Raw genomic sequence first — 18389 nt, forward strand, 5'->3', positions numbered from 1 at the left:
CACGGGCCGTCCGTGCGCGACGCCCTCCTTGCAGTACGGTCGATTCCGCCATCTCGCCGGGGTCGCGGCTAGTCGTCCTGTCCTCGGTAGATTCCACTGGAGCGGAAGACCGTCATGAAGACCCCTACCTTGCTGGCGGCGCTGCTCGCTGGCCTTGCAGCGCCGGCATTCGCCGTCGAGCAGAGCATCACCCTGACTCAGACCGGTAATGACAACCAGGCCACCCTGAACCAGAGCGGTGGTCGCGCCAATAGCGTTGAGCAACTGCAAAGCGGCGATGACAATCGCACGACCCTCGAACAGCGCCAGGCCTTCGGCGCCCAGGCGCGGATCGCGCAGACGTCCAGCGGCAATGGGCTGCAGATTTTCCAGGAAGGCAGTAATCAGCAGATCGTCGTGACCCAACTGGAAAACGGCAACCACTACGCCGAGATCACCCAAACCGGCGGTGGCGCGGGCAACGGCCTGGAGCTGGAGCAGCGCGGCAATGCGGCATCGGCCTACCTGAGCCAGGCGGGCGATCTCAATGTGTACAGCGTGCGCCAGGCGGGCTTCGGCGGCAACGACCTGCGGGCGACCAGCACCGGCGATGGCAATCGGGTGACCGTGGAGCAACGCGGCGGCGGCCTGGCAGAGGTGGTGCAGACCGGCAACAACAACGCGGCGCAGCTGACGCAAAGCGTGTCTTTCGCCGGTGGGCGGGCCACGCTGCGTCAGCAGGGCAACGGCAATCAGGTGCAGGCCGAGCAGGAAACCAGTCGCTACAGCAGCGCCCTGGCGCTGAGCCAGGGCGGCGATGGTAACCAGGCCCAGTTGTCACAACGCGCTGGCTTCAGCGACATCACCTTCACCCAGCAGGGCAACGCCAACGAACTGAGCGCCACCCAGACCGGCTTGGAAGCCCGAATCGCCGGCATCAGCGCAGGCGATGCCAACCAGGCGACCTTCGTTCAGAGCGGCGTGCGGGTGGAGGCGGAGATCCAGCAGCAAGGCAATGGCAACCTGGCGTCCATTACCCAGGACACGGTGCCGGACAGCTTCAGCGGCGCCAGTGCCTTCATCGGCCAGACCGGCGACTCCAACTCGGCGATGATCGACCAGGTCGGTTCCACGGCGCGCATCACGCAGAGCGGCTTCGGTAACCAGGCGACGATCTACCAGCGCTGAAGGGAGACGGGCTGACCCCGACCGGGATCAGCCTGCCGATGGCTTACAGCTTGATCCAGGTCGCCTTGAGCTCGGTGTACTTGTCGAAGGCGTGCAGGGACTTGTCGCGACCGTTGCCGGACTGCTTGAAGCCGCCGAAGGGCGCGGTCATGTCGCCGCCGTCGTACTGGTTGACCCAGACGCTGCCGGCGCGCAGCGCGCGGGCGGTCTTGTGGGCCTTGGAGATGTCGCGGGTCCAGACCGCAGCGGCCAGGCCGTATTGGGTGTCGTTGGCGATCTGCACGGCTTCTTCGGCGGTGTCGAAGGTGATCACCGAGAGCACCGGGCCAAAGATCTCTTCGCGGGCGATCTTCATGGCGTTGCTCACGCCGTCGAAGATGGTCGGCTCGACATAGACGCCGCCGGTTTCTTCCAGGGTGCGCTTGCCACCGGCCACCAGGGTGGCGCCTTCGGCATGGCCGGCTTCGATGTAGCGCAGCACGGTGTCCAGCTGGGTGGTGTCCACCAGGGCGCCGACGTTGGTCTCGGGGTCCAGCGCATGGCCGGGCTTCCAGCCCTTTAGGGCCTCGACCACCAGCGGCAGGAATTCTTCCTTGATGGAGCGCTCCACCAGCAGGCGCGAACCGGCGGTGCAGACCTCGCCCTGGTTGAAGGCGATACCGCTGGCGGCGGCCGCAGCGGCGTCCTTGAGGTCGGGGGCATCGGCGAAGACGATGTTGGGGCTCTTGCCGCCGGCTTCCAGCCAGACGCGCTTCATGTTGGATTCGCCGGAATAGGCCAGCAGCTGCTTGGCGACCCGGGTGGAACCGGTGAAGACGATGGTGTCGACGTCCGCATGCAGGCCCAGGGCCTTGCCGACGGTATGGCCGTAACCCGGCAACACGTTGAACACCCCGGCCGGGATGCCCGCCTGCTGCGCCAGCTGGGCGACGCGGATGGCGGTCAGCGGCGACTTCTCCGAGGGCTTGAGTACCACCGAGTTGCCGGTGGCGAGCGCCGGGCCGAGTTTCCAGCAGGCCATCATCAACGGGAAATTCCAGGGCACCACGGCGGCGACCACGCCGACCGGCTCGCGGGTGACCAGGCCGAGCTGGTCATGGGGCGTGGGCGCGACCTCGTCGTAGAGCTTGTCGATGGCCTCGGCGCTCCAGCGGATGGCGTTGGCCGAGGCCGGCACGTCGATGGTGAGGGAGTCGGCGATGGGCTTGCCCATGTCCAGGGTTTCCAGCAGCGCCAGCTCTTCGGCGTTGGCCAGCAGCAGGTCGGCGAAGCGGATCAGCACGCGCTTGCGCTGGGCCGGCGCCAGGTGCGCCCAGGTACCCTTCTGGAAGGCGGCGCGGGCGGCGGCCACGGCCAGGTCGGCATCGGCGGCGTCACAGCTGGCGACCTTGGCGAGGAAACGTCCGTCCACCGGACTCAGGCAGTCGAAGGTGGCGCCGGCGGTGGCGTCGACATAGGCGCCGTCGATGAAGGCGCGACCTTCCAGGGTGAGACCTTGGAAGCGCTGCTCCCACTCGGCGCGGCTGGGCAAGCTCATGGGTGACTCCTCGCTAATGGCGGTGAGCAGCCACCCTAAACCGGCCCGGAAGGGTTATCAATATATTTGACACTCGGCCGCCAAAGGCGCCGAAACGTGCGTTTTATCGAACGCTGCGCTGGCGTTGCCGACTCAGGGTCAGGGCCGGGCGGGTCGTGGTCAGGGCGCCACGCCGTTGCCGCGGCTGGAAGCACTGCTGGGTGAGCGGCGCCTCGACGCTGGCGTCCAGATCATCCAGCCAGCCCTCCACGGCGTCTTCCAGGGCGGCGACGGTGAGCTGCCCCAGGACCTGGTGGGCGATGAGATTGCCCAGGCTGGGCGCCGCCGGCGCGCGGGTGGCGCCCCACCAGGCGGCCAGGCGCTCCTGCAGGCCTTCGAGCAGGCGATGAAGGCGATAGGCCGCGGCCAGCAGGGCCAGGCTGGCCGAGGGTGCCTGGGCCAGCGCCGCCGGGGCGAAGCCGGCCAGGGCGCGTTCCAGCACCCCGGTCAGGGGCGCCTCGAAGGCCACCGCTCGCGCCTGCAGCAGCAGGGCTTCGAGGGCATCGGGCACCTTGTCGACATAGGCGCTGGCGAAGCGCTCCAGGGCCGGCCCGCGGGTGGCGTCGGCGCTGGCGGTACGCGCCGCCTGGTCGGCAAAGGTACGGCTGGCCTCGCCACTGTCCCGAGCGCGCCCCTGGGTGGTCTGGATCACGAGGCGCAAGGCGGCGGTATTCATGGCAGGGTCCTGCAGGGATGAGCTGTGTTGGACGCCTCCAGAGGGAGCGGGTCACACCGTTCGTCCGGTGCCGGCGGCCTTCAGTGCCGGAGCATGAAGGTATCGTATTCCAGGTCGTCCAGCACCCGGTCCAGGCGGTGCAGGCCTAGCAGCACGCAACAGGCCAGGGAGACGGTGAAGCCGTAGCCGAAGAAGCTCGGACCCAGCTCGATGCTCAGCAGGGTCAGCGCCAGGTTGAGGCCGAGAAACAGGGTGCAGAGCATCAGCACGGTGTCGCGCCGGTCCAGGTAGAAGAAGACGTTGAGCAGCGCCATGAACACCACCTGGATGCTCACCCCTACCACGTCGATATAGAACAGCGGTAGGTAGTAGTGCGACATGCCGAGCCAGGCCAGCAGTTGGGGCGCCAGCAGGAACACCAGCACCAGGGTCAGGCCCTGGACCTTGCAGATCTCCAGCAGCCCCTGGCGGATGGCCAGGATCATCTGCTCCTTGAGCTGGCTGATGTGCTGCAGGGTCTCGCCGCCGCGCACGGCGTTGAACACCCGCTCGTACCACTCGGCGAAGTCGGTCTCGATGCGCACCAGGAACACCGCCATGCCAGGGATGATGGCCAGGTAGGCGAGAAAGATCGGCAGGTCGTAGAGGATGGAGGCGCGCAGCGGACCGATGACGGCATCGGAGGTCAGCGGATTGAACCAGAAGACGAATTTGTCGACCCAGATGCCCAGGTTGTAGAACAGCCCGGTGACCAGCAGGCTGATGAAGATCTGCTTGCGGTCGAGGAAGTCGAAGGCCACCAGGCGGTCGGCCGGGTATTCGCGGATGATGTCGTAGAGAAACATGAACAGCAGGGCGGCGTGGCCCAGCAGCAGCGCCATCAGCAGGCCGTCCATGCCGAGGAAGCGCAGCACGAAGGCGGCGGCGATCATGATGGCGTAGCCCAGTGTCATCACCACCAGGATGCGGTTGTAGGCCTTCATCCCCGACAGGAAGATGATCACCAGCCAGAGATCGCAGAGGGTGACGAAGTTGGCCAGCACCAGCAGCCGGTAGGCGAAGGGCTGGTCGAACAGGGTGGCCAGCAGCAGGAAACCCAGGCCGCCGGCGACCAGCGTGACCAGGAGCAGGATGCCCACCAGATTGGGCAGGATGCTGGTCTGTTTCTCCTCGAACAGCCGGTCCGAGACGAAGCGGGTGAAATACAGCTGCAGGCCGCCGGTGAGGATCAGCGAGCTGGCCATGAGGTAGGTCACCGTGACCAGGAACTGGCGGATCAGCACGCTGGGGGTGACGATGCCGGTGGCCAGCACGCCGATCAGCATGACGCTGATGATCGACAGCACCCAGGGCCCCGAGCTGATCAGGCCGGCATAGACATAGGCGCGCAGGGTAGCGGTGTAGGAGTCGCGCGCGAGGATCTTGCGCAGTTCGAAGCCGATGCCGGCCATGTCAGACGACCCTCCCGATGGCGTCCTGGTAGAGCTCGCGATAGCGTTCCAGCATCAGCGGCTCGGTGTAGTAGCGATTGACCCGGGCGAGGCCGGTGCGCTGCGCGGCCTGCCAGCGGCCGGGATTGCGCAGCAGGGCGAGGATGGCGCGGGCGGTGGCCTGGGGATCGGCGATGGCGACCACGCTGCCGCCGGTGCCCAGGGCGCGGTCCTCGGGGATGGAACCCTCGATCAGCTCGCGGCAGGAGCCCACGTCGCTGCTCACCACCGGCACCCCGGCGGCCCAGCCTTCGAGGATCACCAGCGGTTGGGCCTCGCTGATGGAGGTCAGCACCATGAGGCCGAGCTTGGGCAGGATGTCGCCGATCTTCTGGAAGCCGAGGAATTTCACCTTGCCCTCCAGGCCCAGGCTGGTGACCAGGCTGTGGCATTCGGCGGCGTATTCCTCGTCTTCGTCTTCCGGGCCGACCACCCAGGCCTCGGCCTCGGGCATGGCGCTGATCACCCCGCGCATGGCGCGGATGAAGGTCTTGACGTCCTTGATCGGCACCACCCGGCCGAGCAGCCCGACCACCGGCGGCACCCCTTCCGGGCGGCGCTCCAGGGCGTCCTGCCACTGGGTGAGGCTGATGCCGTTGGGGATCACCCGGCAGCGCGCGGGATCGGCGCCGTCCTGGATTTGCCGGCGGCGGTTGCCGTCATAGAGCGAGATGATCGGATCGGCGGCCTTGTAGGTGAGCAGGCCGATGCGCTCGAAGAAGCGGATCCACAGCCGGCGAATGTAGCTGACGTCCACGTCCAGCCCGGTGCGCAGGGCCTCGTCGGGGCCTTCGGCGATCCACTTGGCCTGGGCCAGGTCGATCTTGCGTTCCTTGGTGTAGATGCCGTGCTCGCTGAGCAGGAAGTTGCAGCCCCAGCGCCGCTGCAGGATGGCGCCGAGCATGCCGGCGTAACCGGTGGAGATGGAGTGGATCATCCGCGGACGCGGCAGGCGGCGCGCGGCCTCGGCCAGCATCAGCAAGGGCGCCTGCATGGCGCGCAGGGTCCAGAGGTAGTCGACGAAGGAGGGATCGGTGCAATAGCGCTCGTAGCCCTCGGTGATGGCCTCCCAGCTGGCGCGGCTGTACATGAAGTCGTCCAGGGTCACGCTGCCCTGGGCGAAGGCGTCCACCAGGGCATCGCCCTGGGCGGCGCTGGGTTCGTCGGGGTGGTGCAGGAAGGCGTGCAGGTCGCGCAGCAGTTGCACCGGCGCCTGGCGTCTTGGACTGATGGGCGCCGCCTTGGGCACCCAGGAGCCGGCGAGGAAATGTTCCTCGATGTGCACCACGTTGGGCGGGATGGCGTAATGGCGCTTCTCGTAGTTCTCGCGCTGACCGCCGATGAAGAACACCGAGAAGGTCAGCTCCGGCAGGCCGAGGATCAACTGGTTGACCCAGCTCGACACCCCGCCGCGCACATAGGGCCAGGTGCCCTCCAGCAAGAGGCAGACATCGGGGGTGACGGTGGCGGCGGGGGCGTCTTTCATAACCAGTACTTCACCAGGGCGGCGAACGGCGGCCGCTTCTTCAGATCCGCCGGCAGGCTGTCGAGCAACGCCGGGATGACCGCGTAATCGCGGCGCAGAAAGGCGATTTCGGCGCGAAAGGGCGCCAGCTGGGCCAGGGGCACGCCCGCCGCTTCCGCGGCCTGGAAGAATTCCAGGGCGCGCTCGGGCTCGCCCTGCTCCAGGGCGATGCGGCCGGCGAGGATGCGCAATTCTTCGTTTTCTTCCCCGGCCAGGGCCAATTCGATGTGTTCGCGGGCCTGGCCGAGCACATGGCGCAGGACGCTGCCCTGGGCCAGACCCAGATAGGCCAGTTCCCAGTAGCCGCGGGCCAGGGTGCCGTGCAGCGCCGGCTGGCGCTCGGCGGGGGTGCTGGCCAGTTCGCCGAGCTGGGTCTCGATGCGCTGGTTGATCTGGCTTTCCTGCTGGTCGAGCATCGAATAGGCGAGCAGCCGCACGTCGTCGGCCGGATCGCGCAGGGCCAGCTTGAGGATGGGGATGGCGTCGCGCCCCGGCATGCGGCGGGTGGCGAAAAGCGCGGTCAGGCGCTTGTCGGTGCTGGGCGCGTGGCGCAGGACGTCCTGCAGGCCGCCGTCGCTGAACAGCATCTCCTCGCGCCGTTCCAGCGGGCGGAACGGCAGATTGGGCACGCTGCGCGCCTCCCAGGCGATCTCGCGATGTTTGCGCGGCAGATAGAGCGCTGGAAACACCGCGGCGATCACCCCGGCCGCGCCCAGCAGCGGAATGAAGAAGGCCAGGGCAAAGAGAAACAGCGGACTCCAGGGCAGTGGGCGCTGGTAGCGCCGGGGCAGCAGCAGCCAGGCGCCCCCTGCCAGCAGGGCGCTGCCGGCGGCATGGGCGGCGGCGAAGGCCAGGGCCGCCGCCGCCACCGGCAGGTTGGCGAACAGCAGCGCCCAGCTGCTGGCCTCGAAGGCGAAGGCGCCGCTAAACAGCCACTTGCTGTTCATGCAGGCCACACTCGTTGAACAGGAAGACGCGCAGCTCCTGGGCGCGGGTCTTGGGCAGCAGCTCGTGCTCATGGCTGCGCACGCCCAGGCTTTCCAGGGTGCTGTCCTGGCCATGGCGCTCGGCCAGCAGCTGGCGCAGCCGGCGGCGATAGCCTTCCAGGCCGTCGGAGGAGGTCAGCGGCAGCAGGACCAGCAGGCAGGGGTGACCGGCCTGATTGGTCAGGCGCAGTTGCAGGTCGAGGCCGCGGCGACTGCCTTCCAGCAGCGCCAGGGCCCGCTCGCCACCGTCGGCCTCGGTCATCTCGAAGCAGAACAGGCAGGCGGGCAGGGCGTGCTGCTGGGCGTCGCGCAGCGAGCGCTTGAGGTGCTGGGAGAATTGCTGGGCGTCATCGTCGGCCAGGGCCAGCGCCTGGGGATCGCTGCCGAGCAGGTCAGCGATGTGGCCGGTGAGGATGGTCAGCAGGTTGAGGGTGCGTTCGTTGAAGGAAAAGAACGGCATCTGCTCGATGGCCAGCACCGCCAGCAGGCGTTCCTCGGTGTCCAGCAGCGGCACGCAGGCCTGCAGCGCCGAATGCTGGGTCTCGCCGCGTTCCAACAGCGCCTGGCGGATACTCAGGGTCTCGCCACGCTCCAGGGTCAGGCGCACCAATAGATCGTCGGGATCTATGCCGGGCATCTCGCCCTGGCTGGCGAGGGCGCGACGATCCACCCGGCCGTTGCCGTCGACCCGGTACAGCCCCGCTACCCGCAGCGAACCGTACTGGGTCAGCAGACCGACGATGGGTTCGGCCAGGGCCTGCAGGGCATCCTGCTCGCGCGGCACCTCGCGCAGCTGGCGACGCAGGTCCAGCAGGGAGCTGCGCAGGCTGAGATCGTTGCCGGCGACGCGCTGCTCCAGGCGATCGTGGGAGATGCGCAGCAGGTGGTGGGCGCGGGTGAATTCATCCAGGCGCAGCTGGCGATAGTCGTTGGCCAGGTCCAGCCGTTCCAGGCGCCGATCCCAGAGATCGCGGAATTCGCCCACCAGCATGGCGCAGAGCAACACGCCGACGATAAAGGACGGCGGGATCTCCTCGTAGGCCGGATAGCCCTGGCGGTGCAGATAGAGCAGGGCCACAACCAAGAGGCTGGCGCTCACCAGGCCGCGCATGAAGCCATAGCGCACGCCCATGAGGATGGGCGCGAACACCACCCAGGGAAAGGCCAGGCCGACCATCAGGGGATCTTCCGGTACCAGCCAGAAACCCAGCCCCAGGGCGGCCGCCGTGACCAGCAGGGTTTCCAGCCAGGACAGGCGGCCACTGGCGCGGGGCGCCAGGGTGTAGTCCTTGTGGACGGATTGCAGGGCCATCAGCGCAGCTGCAGCTCTTGCGCGGTGCCGCGCAGGACCTTTTGCGCGGTGGCGGCCAGGCTCTCGCGCGACCAGCCGGAGCGGGCGCCGCTGTTGCTCCAGACCACCCGGCCGCTGGCCGGCTCGATGACCTGCAGGGTCACGCCCACCGCCGGTTCGCCGTCCAGGCCGTTCTTGTACTGCCACTCGTCGACGCTGCCGGTGAGCACGTATTGCAGATTCTGTTGCCGCGCCCAGTCCAGGGCCGCGCGCTGGCGGGCCTTCTCGTCGTCGGTGGGATTGCCACCCTGGCTGTCGTCATAGACCTGCGGACGGATGCCGCGCTCGCCGAGCACGCTGACCAGAATCTGCGCCGCGCGATCGCCGGCCATGGGCGCCTGGGCATAGTTGGCCAGGGGCACCAGGCCCCAGCGGGCATCCTTGGGCAGGGCTTCGCCACTGGGTCGGGTAAAGCTCGAGCAGCCGGCCAGGAGCACGGTGGCGACACTGGCGACGAGCAGACGCGTGATGTTCATGAGGTCTCTCCCTTGAAGCGGCCTAGCGACCGATTCGATTGCTGTATTGAATGCCCAGGGTGCTGCCGGCCTGACCGCCGCTGCCCTGGGGCGCGGACTGGTAGCCGGCGGTGAACGCCAGTTCGTCGTCGCCGAGCACTACCATGCCCAGGCCGACATTCAAACCGTAGTTGAATTCGCGCTCGGTCCACTGCCAGCCGACCAGGGTGTCCACCAGCCAGCTGTACTGCGGATGGGTGCGGTTGAGCGAACCGGGAATGCCGCGTCGCCAGCTGCTGCCGACATAGAGCTGGCCATAGCGATCCTGCAACAGCTGGGTGCCGCCCAGGGCTTCCAGGTCGGCCACGGTGACCTCGCCGTTCTCGCCACTGCCGGCCAGCGGCTGCAGGTAGCGGGTGACGCTGGCGGGCAGGGTGCTGCGCGCACTGTTCTGCTGATAGGTGATGCCACTGCGTACCTGCCAGGTGGGACCTTCGAAGAAGATCATGTGGCTCAGCTCCAGGTTGAAGGCGAAGCCGCTGCCCAGGGCATCGCCGTCCCGACTGGAATAGCGATTGTGCGCCGCTCGCCAGCTCAGCTGGTCGCGTGGCGTGAGGTTGTGGCGCCCGGCCAGGCTGACGCTATCCCGCCGGCCGAGGGCGCGCAGATAGCCGCTCTCGTCGGGTTGCCGGTGCCAGTCCAGGGCCGCTTCGATCTCGGTGTTGCCATCGATACGCCAGGTGCGGGCGACGCCCAGGCCCAGGCGATTGCTGTCCGAACGCTGGCTGGCGTCGACGGTGGTTTCCAGACCGCCATCGGCCAGGTTCTTCAGCACCTTGAGCAGCATCTGGTGTTCGTTGCCCAGGGCATCGGACTTGAGGCCACTGCTCTCCACGCGATTCTGCTTGAGCTGGACATCGGCATAGATGTCATCGCTGAGTCGCCGGGCGGCGCGCACCTCGGTGCCCTGTTCGATCAGACCGCCATAGTCGCGGCGTTCCCAGCCGGCCTGGACGCCGTTGGGGGTGCGCTCGGCCTGCTCGGTGGCCTGGCGCAGCAGCTGCCGCTGGATGACCTCCGGCGGCTCGTCACCGGCGGCCGTCAGGGCCGCGGCCTGGGCGTCGCCGGCATGGCCGAGGCGCTGCAGCACCTCGACGCGCTGCGCCGGATCCAGGTCGCCGGCTGCCAGCAGCTTTTCCAGCTCGCCGCGATTCTGCCGGCGCAGGACCTCCTGCAACTGCTCGTACTGGCGCACCTTCAGGCCACGGCTCTTGGCCCAGGCCAGCCATTCGCCCTTGAGGCCGTCGTCGTTGTTCTGGCTGAGGGCGTCGAGCCACTGATCGAACCAGAGTTGCAGCATGCTCGGCGAGCCATCCTGCCAGGCACGCGCCTGGGCCAGCGCCGCCTGGGGACCGCGCAGGCTGGAGAGCAGGCGCAGGTAGGTGGCATAGCGCTCGGGGGTGGCCGGCACCTCGTCGTTGGCCAGGTGCGGCGTGACGGCCTTGCGCAGCCGCAGCGCCGCGTCCTGGTGACCGGCGGCGTCCAGGGCGTCGGCGTAGGCGGCCTGCACCAGCCAGTCCTGGGGATGGGCGTCCAGGTAGCGGCGATACCAGCCGAGCGCCTCTTCCGCCTGGCCCAGCAGCACCAGACCGCTGCCGAAGGGCAACCAGAGCACGTCGCTGTCTCGGGCCCGACCCTTCCAGTCGCGCAGCAGGGTGGCCAGTTCGGTCTGGCGATTCTGATCAATGAGCAGCCACAGCAGCCGTTCGCGGAAGCGGTCGTCATCCGGAAAGCGCTGCAAGGCCTGGCGATAGCCCTCTTCGGCCTGGGCGATGCGCCCGCGCTGGAAGTCCAGCCCCGAGCGCGCCAGCCAGACCGCGGGATTGTCGGCCGAAGCCGGCTCGCGCGCGGCACTGGCCAGCAGCCGCTCCAGCGCCGCCGTGTCCTTGAGTTGCTCGGCCCATTGCAGGGCGTCGGTCAGGCGCTTCTGGTTCTTGCTCTTTTCCCAGCTCTTTTCCAGCAAGGCCAGGGCCTTGCGCGGCGCCGTGCGCAGATAGATCGCCAGCAGTCGATCCTCGTCGTTGGCGGTCAGGCCCTTGTCGATCGTGGCCAGGCGTTCGAAGGCCAGCTGAGCCTCGCCGTCGCGCTCCAGCTCCCAGGCCAGCTCCGCCCGCAGCCGCCAGTAGTCGACGCCCTGCCGCTGCTTGGCCGGCATGCCCTCGAGCACCTTCCAGGCCTCTTCGGGCTTGAACAGCTCCCACAGGGTGCCGGCCCAGGTCAGATACTCCGCGTTGGTCAGCGGGAATCTCTTGCCGAACGCGGCCCAGCCTGCGGCTTCGGCGTCGCCCTGCTCGGTACGGGCCAGCAGCTGCTGCAGCCGCTCCCAGGCCAGGCGCTGCTTCGGCTGACGCCGGATGTAGTCCCGCAGCCAGCGCTCCTCGGCGGCGGGATCTCCCAGGGATTCGTAAGCGAAGATCAGCGCATCCAGTTCGGTCTTGTCCAGTTGCCGTTGCCGCGACGCCTCGGCCAGCAACTCGACCACGGCATCGAAGCGAAACGCCCGGGCGGCCAGCTTCCAGGCATGATCGCGCCGTTGCGGATCGTCCTGGCGCGCCAGCAGGCGCAACCAGAGGTCGAGGGCTTCGTCCATATGTCCGGTCCACTCGCCCAGCTGGGCCAGTTCCGCGAGCAGTTTTTCATCGTCCGGACGCAGTGCCAGCAGCTGATGACCCTCTTCCCAGGCACGTTCGGTGTCGCCTCGGCCCAGGGCCAGTCGGTAGCCGGCCTCCAGGGCGGCCGGGTTGTCCGGTTGCCACTCGCGCCAGCGATCGACCAGGCGCTGGGCCAGGTCCAGGCGCCCGCTGCCCTGGGCGGCGGCCACCCCGGCCTGCAGCCAGGCCAGACCGCTGGCATCGGCCTGCAGCCGCGGCAGTTCCTGTTCCAGCAGGGCGGCGGCCTCGGCGCCCTGGCCGGCGGCAAGCCAGGCATCGAAGGCCTGGTGCCGGTAGCCCTGGCGTTGCTCGACCGAATCGGCGAGATCGGCCAGGCGCAGATAGAGGCGGGCGGCCTCCTGCTGACGACCGCCGGCCAGGCTCCAGCGCGCCGCCTGCTCCAGCCATTGCTGGCGCCGGGGCGGATCGCGGCGCGCCAGTTCGACATAACGCTGCGCCGCCGTGGCCGGATCGCCCAGTTGCAGGGCGCGCTCGGCGACCCGTTGCAGCTGGGGCGTGCTCAGGGTCGCCACGTCCAGGGCGCTCAGCTGTTGGGCCAGGCGCTCGCGCTCGGCATCGGCCAGGCCTTGCGGCTGGGCTTCAGCCTGCAGGATGTCCAGCTCCAGGGCATAGAAGGGCGTCGACGCCAGCGGTTTCGGCAGCAGCTGCAATTGCCGCCGCGCCTCGTCGATGCGCCCGAGGGCGATCAGCTGGTCGATCAGCTTCATGCGCAGCCCGGTGTCGTCCGGGGTCGCCTTGAGCAGCACCTGGGCGTAGCTGATGGACACCTGGTCGGCCGGCTCCTCGCCGGGCAGGAAGACCTGCTTGCCATGAAAGGTCAGCACCAGCACCAGTGCGGTGAGGAGCGCGACCCCCAGCAGCGTCCAACCACTCAGGAGCCGGGTTTTCTTAGCCGCAGACGATCTCACCGTCACTCACTCGTGTTAGCGGAAGTTTGAACGTCTGGAGTCCGGCCGCAGCCGGCTGGCTCTTGTAGCGCTCGCGACCGACCCGCACCTCGCAGGCCGAGGACGCGCGCAGGGTCAGCTCCAGCGGGAATTGTCCGGCGAAGGCGAAGCGGATGCGCGTCGGCGACAGGTAGTCCCACTGCTGCAGCGGAATGTTGGCCTCTTCGAGGGCGGGGGTGGGGTCGCGGCTGTCACGCAGGACCAGCCGCGCCTGAGCGCCGGCCAGGTGGACATAACGCCCCTGCGGCAGGTCGCGGACCCCAGCGATGCCCCTGGAGCGCTGCAGATCCGGCCAACCCAGGCGCGGATCCAGGCGCAGGGTACGCAGACCGTCGAGGGCCTTGATCGACCAGCTGCCGTCGTCTTCCCGGGCGAGACTGGCGGTATAGAAGCCGCGCAGGCGACTCAGGTAGTCGCTCATCCACAGCGAAATGGGATGTTCGGCGGCCATGCCCTGGTAGATCTCTTCCATGACCTTGAGCGACGCCTGCTTGGTGCCCGAGTAGAAGTGGTAATAGAGATGCAGGCCGCGCAGACGCCGGGGGTGCTCGGTCCGTTCGAAGGTATAGAGCAGATCGCGAAAGCCGTAGTAGGGACCGCGCCAGAGATTCGTGTAAACGTTCTCGTTGATGATGGGCGCATAGAACTGCAGGCCGCCCGGGGTGGGGCGGATGAAGGGATAGAGTCCGCTCACCGAAGGCTGCGACCGGGTGATGTGCGAGTTACCGCCGTTCACGTTGAGCAGGCCATTGTCGTAGGCGAGCTTGAGGGTGGCGGCATCCGGCTGGGCGTCCCCGGACCAGAACACCATCTTCACCGGCTTTTGCGGGGTGGTCAGGCGCTCGTTGATATAGCGGGTCGAACCCACGATCTCCCGGGTGAAATCCACCTTGTCGTAGCCGGGAATCTGCATCATGTAACCGTACTGGGCTTCGAAGTTCTCGCTCTGCTCGGCCACCGCCGGTTGCCAGAAGAACGGGTGGCTGAAGGTGTGGGTGGCCACCTCCACCTTGGGATCGGCGAACAGGCGACGGGCGATGGGCTCCAGTTGCGCGGTCAGCTCCGGATAGCGGCCCTTGGGGCCGACCTCGCCTTCGATGATCGACGCCGAGGTCAGAAAGGGATGCGGCTGGATGAACTGCTCCAGCACCACCTGGCCGGAAAAGGGCGCACCGGGAATCTCCGCCTTGGAGGCGAAGGCGTCGCCGTCGATGTGCACGGTGGCGATGCGTCGACCGTTCTCTGTGGTCGGATCGGGTACCGGCAGGGGTGGCAGTTGCAGGGTCTTCGCGGTGAAGGCGAAGGGATCGATGATCCAGCGACTGGCTTCGGGACCGTCTTCCATGACATAGGGGCCCAAGGCGAAGCCGCCCCAGGAGGCCACGCCCATGGGCACGAAGGTGCCGCCCGGACCGCTCAGGCTGACCACCGGGGTCGGCCCACCGGGCAGCGTCTGCACGGCGGGCAGGTCACGCGTGCGCAACTTGACCGGTGCTTCGAAGTTGCCGGCCAGGGCAGGGTCCAGCACCTTGAGGGTCAGGCCGTCGGGCAGCGGCTTGCGACTGACGCCCAGACCCAGGCGCTTGAGCAGGGCCTCGTTGTCCAGCGGCAGGCCGCCGAGAATCAGCAGGGGGGTCTTTTCGTCCAGGCGCAGGCCGATCCAGTCGCTGAATTCCCGGGAATGAGGGGGCGGACCGCTGGTCATCCACACCACCACCCCGGCGTAGAGAGCACTGGGCCAGGCCGCGGGCAGCGGCTTGGAGGCATCGAAATAGTCCAGGCGATAGCCCTGATACTCCAGGGCACTGCCCAGGAAACGGTGCACCGCCGACTGGCGCAGGGCGCCTTCGCGGCCGTCGTAGAGCAGCGCCAGCCGCCGTGGCTGCAGGGCCACCGAGCTGATGCCCAGGGTATTGAGATCGGGCGTGGTGATATAGGGCACATAGCCTTCGTCGCGCAGCCGCTTGGCCAGGCGCCAGGCTTCCTCACGCTGCTCCGGCGGCAGGTACTCGATGGCGATGACCGGGATACCGGCACTGCGCGCCGCCTCGATCCGCGGCTTCAGCCACTCGCGGTCTTGCTCGCTGACGGGACGATAGGTCTTCTTGCCGGCATCCCAGCCGGCGTAGAGGGATTCCACCGCCATGGCGGCAGCCACCCCGGGCAATTCCGGTTGCACCTCGAAGCCACGGTTGAAGAACAGCTTGAGCGCTGGCTGGCTGCGGTGCAGCTCGGCCAGCAGGCTCTTCAGCGCCAGGCGCTGGGTTTCCCGCTGGTCTTCGGCCACCAGTTGGAAACTGTCGAGGGTGTCGAGGAACAGCCCCGTGTAACCGGCTTTGGCCAGCTGGGCGGCGCGTTCGAGCAGGTGGGTTCGCCATACCGGCGATGCCAGGTTCATCACCTGGCTGCCCCAGGCCTTGTTGGCCACCGGGCTTGCACCCGCGCTGAGACCGGCCTTCTCCAGCGCCGCCGCATCGCCGGCGAATTCGCCGATGGACAGGTAGGCGAAGGGCTGGGCACCGCCGTCGTGCAGCGCGCGGACATCGGCGGCACTGGCATGGCCGGGTTCGAGCACCACCCAGTCGAACTGGGCGAGTTCGGCCACCGGTGGCTTTTCCGCGTACCAGAAAGCCACGCTGGCAGGCGCGGCCAGGGCCGTCCCCATGAGGGACAGGGAGCCCAACAGCCATACCGTCAGCCGGCGCCACCAACCGAAGCGGGACCCTGCTCTAATTGCCTTGCCTGACGCCACACCCAGTCCTTAAACGTGCCCAACTTCGGTATCAGGTTAGCTACATTACGCAAAAGCGTGACGAAAAACTGCCTGCGCCAAGCCGAGCGGCAGCAATTACCGGGTTAATAGGTATCGAAATAATTAATCGTCTGCTGGAAAGCCTGTCTAGGCAGCGGGTTTCAGACGTGTGGGCGAGGAGGTGTAGCGCGGGAAGGCAGGAGGGGTGTCGCAGAACATCAGAGGAATTGCCGTCATGCGCGGCGGTAACCGGCATGACGGCAAGCGAGCGCTGTTACTTGAAGCTGCTGTTCAGGTTGGCGCTGGTGGAGAGGATGTTGGTCGAGCCCAGCAGCTGGCTGACGAAGCGGTTCCAGCGGGTGATACCGGCCGGGCCGACGAAGACCACGTCCTGCGGCTGCAGATGGAAGTTCTGCGCCAGCACATAGGCGGTGGGGTTCTTGGCCGCCAGGTGGAAGACCTGGGCGGTGGCACCCGGGGCCTTCAGGTCTTCCGGGCCACGGATGACGTAGACGGCATCGGCGTTGGCGGTTTCCTGCTGGATGCCGCCGGCCTGGCTCAGGGCTTCCATCAGGTTCAGGTTGGTGATCTTGTAGCTGACCGCTGCCGGAGCGCGGACTTCACCCACCACATAGACCTTGCGGGCATCGTTGTAGGGCAGGTGCAGGCTGTCGCCGTCCTTCAGGTAGATGCCGTACAGCTTGGAATCCTTGCGATTCAGGCTGTCGGTGTCCAGGCGGTATTCCTTGCCGTCACGCACCAGGGTCACGCCGGTCAGATCGGCGCCACCGCTGTTGGCCACGCCGGCCTGACCCAGGGCTTCCACCAGGGTGATGGGCTTGGTGGTCAGGGGAATGGCATCGCCCTTGTTCACGGCGCCGGAGATGGTGACCTTCTGGCTGCCGAACTTCAGCACGCTGACGTCGACCTGGGGATTGTCGATGAAGGTGGCCAGACGACGGGAGATATCGGTACGGATCTCTTCCAGGGTCTTGCCGGCGGCGCGCACGGTGCCGACGTAGGGGTAGAACAGGGTGCCATCCGGACGCACCAGGCGACCGTTGGCTTCCAGCTGCTGCTGGGCGCCGGACGGAGCGGTCAGTTCGGGGTGATCCCAGACGGTGATGTAGAGCAGGTCGCTCGCACCGACGCGGTAAGCCTGCGGCTTGTAGTCCAGCAGGGGCTTGAGGTCGGGAGCCTTGGACAGGGCCGCGGAATCCTGGCTCATCAGCAGCGAGCTGGTGATCGGGATCAGCTGGACCTTGGTGCCCTGGATGCTCGGATCGCTTTTCAGGTCGTCCTGATCCAGGTACTGACCCGGGGAGTAGGCACAACCCTGCAGGACGATGCCAGACAGCAAGGCCAGAGCGGTAAATTTGGTTTTCATGTCATTCGTCCTTGATTGCTGATTGAGTGTGAGCAAGAGGAATAAATCGGAAGGTAGAAGCAACGAGCCGGTTATTCATGGTGTTCCTTCGCGAGACATAACGGTCCTCGACAGGGGACTGGATTCCATGCGGCCAGCCTATCCAGCGGCGAGAGAACTCGGGTCTCAGCTTTTAGTTGTACGAGCACCTGAGTCTGCTGGTCTAGGACTGGCCCTTGGCCATCGAGTTCAGCGCCACCGGAGCAGAAAAAGGTGACGCCGTTCGAAATCTGTCATATCTCCGCTAACGAGGTCCTATGACTTCGCAGTCATGTTTGTTCAGGTGTTTTTCCAGCAGGGCCGTCTGCGGCTTCTCCGCGCCATTCTTCGGTTCGATGGCCAGAGGATAGTCGCCCCAGCCCGGACCCGCCGCCCAATAGGCGCTGGGTACGCACTGCTCGCCCAGATAGCTGAGCAGATTGTCCATGGCTTCCAGCCATTGCGGGTGTGCAGGTATCCCATATTCGCCAATGAAGCCGCGCAAATTGTGCTTTTTCAGCCACTCGATGAAGGGGCGGGTTCTTTCCACGCCGATCATGGGATGGACGCCCTTCATGCCCGAGGCGTAGTTGCCACTGGAGTCTTCGTCGAAGTAGATGTGCGCCTCGTAGATCAGGTTGTCCGCCGGATCCTTGATCAGCAGATCGCCATTCACCTGCGGCCAGCGCTGGGCACTGGACCAGCTGTCGCCGGCGATGAAGATCGGCGTCTTCATGTCCACCGTGCGGATGCTGTCCACGGCCGTCTGCGCCGCCCGCGGCCAGAGGCCCTGGGTGTCATGGGGTTCGTTCATGACATCGTAGCCGTACAGCGCCGGATGCTTCTGGAAGGTCAGCGCCAGGCGCTTCCAGACATCGGCGTAGCTGGCATAGGACACCTGGGGCGAGCCGATCAGCTGGCCGCGATAGCGCGCGTAGTTGTGCAGGTCGAGGATCACCCGGATGCCGTACTTGTCGGCGAAGTCCAGGGTGCGCTGCAGCAGGGCGACCTGGGCCTGATCCAGTTCACCGCCCAGCTGGGGCTGCACCCGCTCCCAGAGGAAGGGGAAGCGGATGAAGCGGATGCCCTTGGCCGCGTAGCGGCGGAAGTAATCCTCGGTGGGATAGAAGTAGTTGGTGCCTTCCACACCGGGCAGCACCTGGCCGGCGAAGCCGGCGGCCGACAGGTTGATGCCGATGAGATCCACCTTGGCTGTCGCCGGCTGTGGCTGAGCCTGGCCATAAAGCGCCGCGGACAGTAATACGGTGGCCAGCAGGCCACCACCGATACGACGTTTCACTCGTGACACGGACAGCACCTCTCGTGT

At 67.0% G+C, this 18389-nt stretch carries 12 protein-coding genes; 1 reads left to right on the forward strand and 11 read right to left on the reverse strand.

Annotated elements, in window-relative coordinates; all coding sequences use genetic code 11:
- Nucleotides 1-114 precede the first annotated feature (114 nt).
- On the forward strand, nt 115-1167 hold the full coding sequence (locus PSK12I2_RS0109020) for a hypothetical protein (protein WP_027598135.1): 1053 nt from the start codon (nt 115-117) through the stop codon (nt 1165-1167).
- A gap of 43 nt (nt 1168-1210) precedes the next feature.
- Here the strand turns inward: PSK12I2_RS0109020 and PSK12I2_RS0109025 are convergent, their stop codons facing one another.
- From PSK12I2_RS0109025 to PSK12I2_RS0109075, 11 genes are all read right to left on the reverse strand, one after another.
- Nucleotides 1211-2704, reverse strand: coding sequence for an aldehyde dehydrogenase (locus PSK12I2_RS0109025; RefSeq protein ID WP_027598136.1), 1494 nt, complete (start codon nt 2702-2704; stop codon nt 1211-1213).
- A gap of 103 nt (nt 2705-2807) precedes the next feature.
- On the reverse strand, nt 2808-3419 hold the full coding sequence (locus tag PSK12I2_RS0109030; RefSeq protein ID WP_027598137.1) for a hypothetical protein: 612 nt from the start codon (nt 3417-3419) through the stop codon (nt 2808-2810).
- 80 nt (nt 3420-3499) lie between these two features.
- Nucleotides 3500-4870 carry an exopolysaccharide Pel transporter PelG gene (pelG, locus tag PSK12I2_RS0109035; protein ID WP_027598138.1) on the reverse strand — a complete coding sequence of 457 codons (1371 nt, stop codon included), beginning with the start codon at nt 4868-4870 and terminating at the stop codon, nt 3500-3502.
- A 1-nt stretch (nt 4871) separates the two neighbouring features.
- Entirely contained in the window at nt 4872-6395 is a 1524-nt protein-coding gene (gene pelF, locus PSK12I2_RS0109040) for a GT4 family glycosyltransferase PelF (RefSeq protein ID WP_007161412.1), read from the reverse strand.
- Entirely contained in the window at nt 6392-7381 is a 990-nt protein-coding gene (locus PSK12I2_RS0109045; protein WP_027598139.1) for a hypothetical protein, read from the reverse strand. Before PSK12I2_RS0109045 ends, pelF begins: the two co-directional genes overlap by 4 nt.
- Nucleotides 7359-8732: a PelD GGDEF domain-containing protein gene (locus tag PSK12I2_RS0109050; protein ID WP_037007624.1), complete on the reverse strand. Its 1374-nt coding sequence runs from the start codon at nt 8730-8732 to the stop codon at nt 7359-7361. The genes PSK12I2_RS0109045 and PSK12I2_RS0109050 overlap by 23 nt, the downstream gene beginning before the upstream one ends.
- Complete coding sequence (locus PSK12I2_RS0109055; RefSeq protein ID WP_027598141.1) at nt 8732-9247, reverse strand: hypothetical protein; 516 nt, start codon at nt 9245-9247, stop codon at nt 8732-8734. Before PSK12I2_RS0109055 ends, PSK12I2_RS0109050 begins: the two co-directional genes overlap by 1 nt.
- Before the next feature lie 22 nt (nt 9248-9269).
- Nucleotides 9270-12866, reverse strand: coding sequence for a tetratricopeptide repeat protein (locus tag PSK12I2_RS0109060; RefSeq protein WP_027598142.1), 3597 nt, complete (start codon nt 12864-12866; stop codon nt 9270-9272).
- Complete coding sequence (locus tag PSK12I2_RS0109065) at nt 12847-15570, reverse strand: bifunctional glycoside hydrolase 114/ polysaccharide deacetylase family protein (RefSeq protein ID WP_037007644.1); 2724 nt, start codon at nt 15568-15570, stop codon at nt 12847-12849. Before PSK12I2_RS0109065 ends, PSK12I2_RS0109060 begins: the two co-directional genes overlap by 20 nt.
- Nucleotides 15571-15931: 361 nt before the next feature.
- Nucleotides 15932-17044 carry a polysaccharide biosynthesis/export family protein gene (locus PSK12I2_RS0109070; RefSeq protein ID WP_027598144.1) on the reverse strand — a complete coding sequence of 371 codons (1113 nt, stop codon included), beginning with the start codon at nt 17042-17044 and terminating at the stop codon, nt 15932-15934.
- Between the two features lie 283 nt (nt 17045-17327).
- Nucleotides 17328-18362 carry a glycoside hydrolase family 5 protein gene (locus tag PSK12I2_RS0109075; RefSeq protein ID WP_027598145.1) on the reverse strand — a complete coding sequence of 345 codons (1035 nt, stop codon included), beginning with the start codon at nt 18360-18362 and terminating at the stop codon, nt 17328-17330.
- Nucleotides 18363-18389 lie beyond the last annotated feature (27 nt).

The sequence above is a fragment of the Pseudomonas sp. MOIL14HWK12:I2 genome (assembly GCF_000510745.1).
Taxonomy (GTDB): domain Bacteria; phylum Pseudomonadota; class Gammaproteobacteria; order Pseudomonadales; family Pseudomonadaceae; genus Chryseomonas; species Chryseomonas oryzihabitans.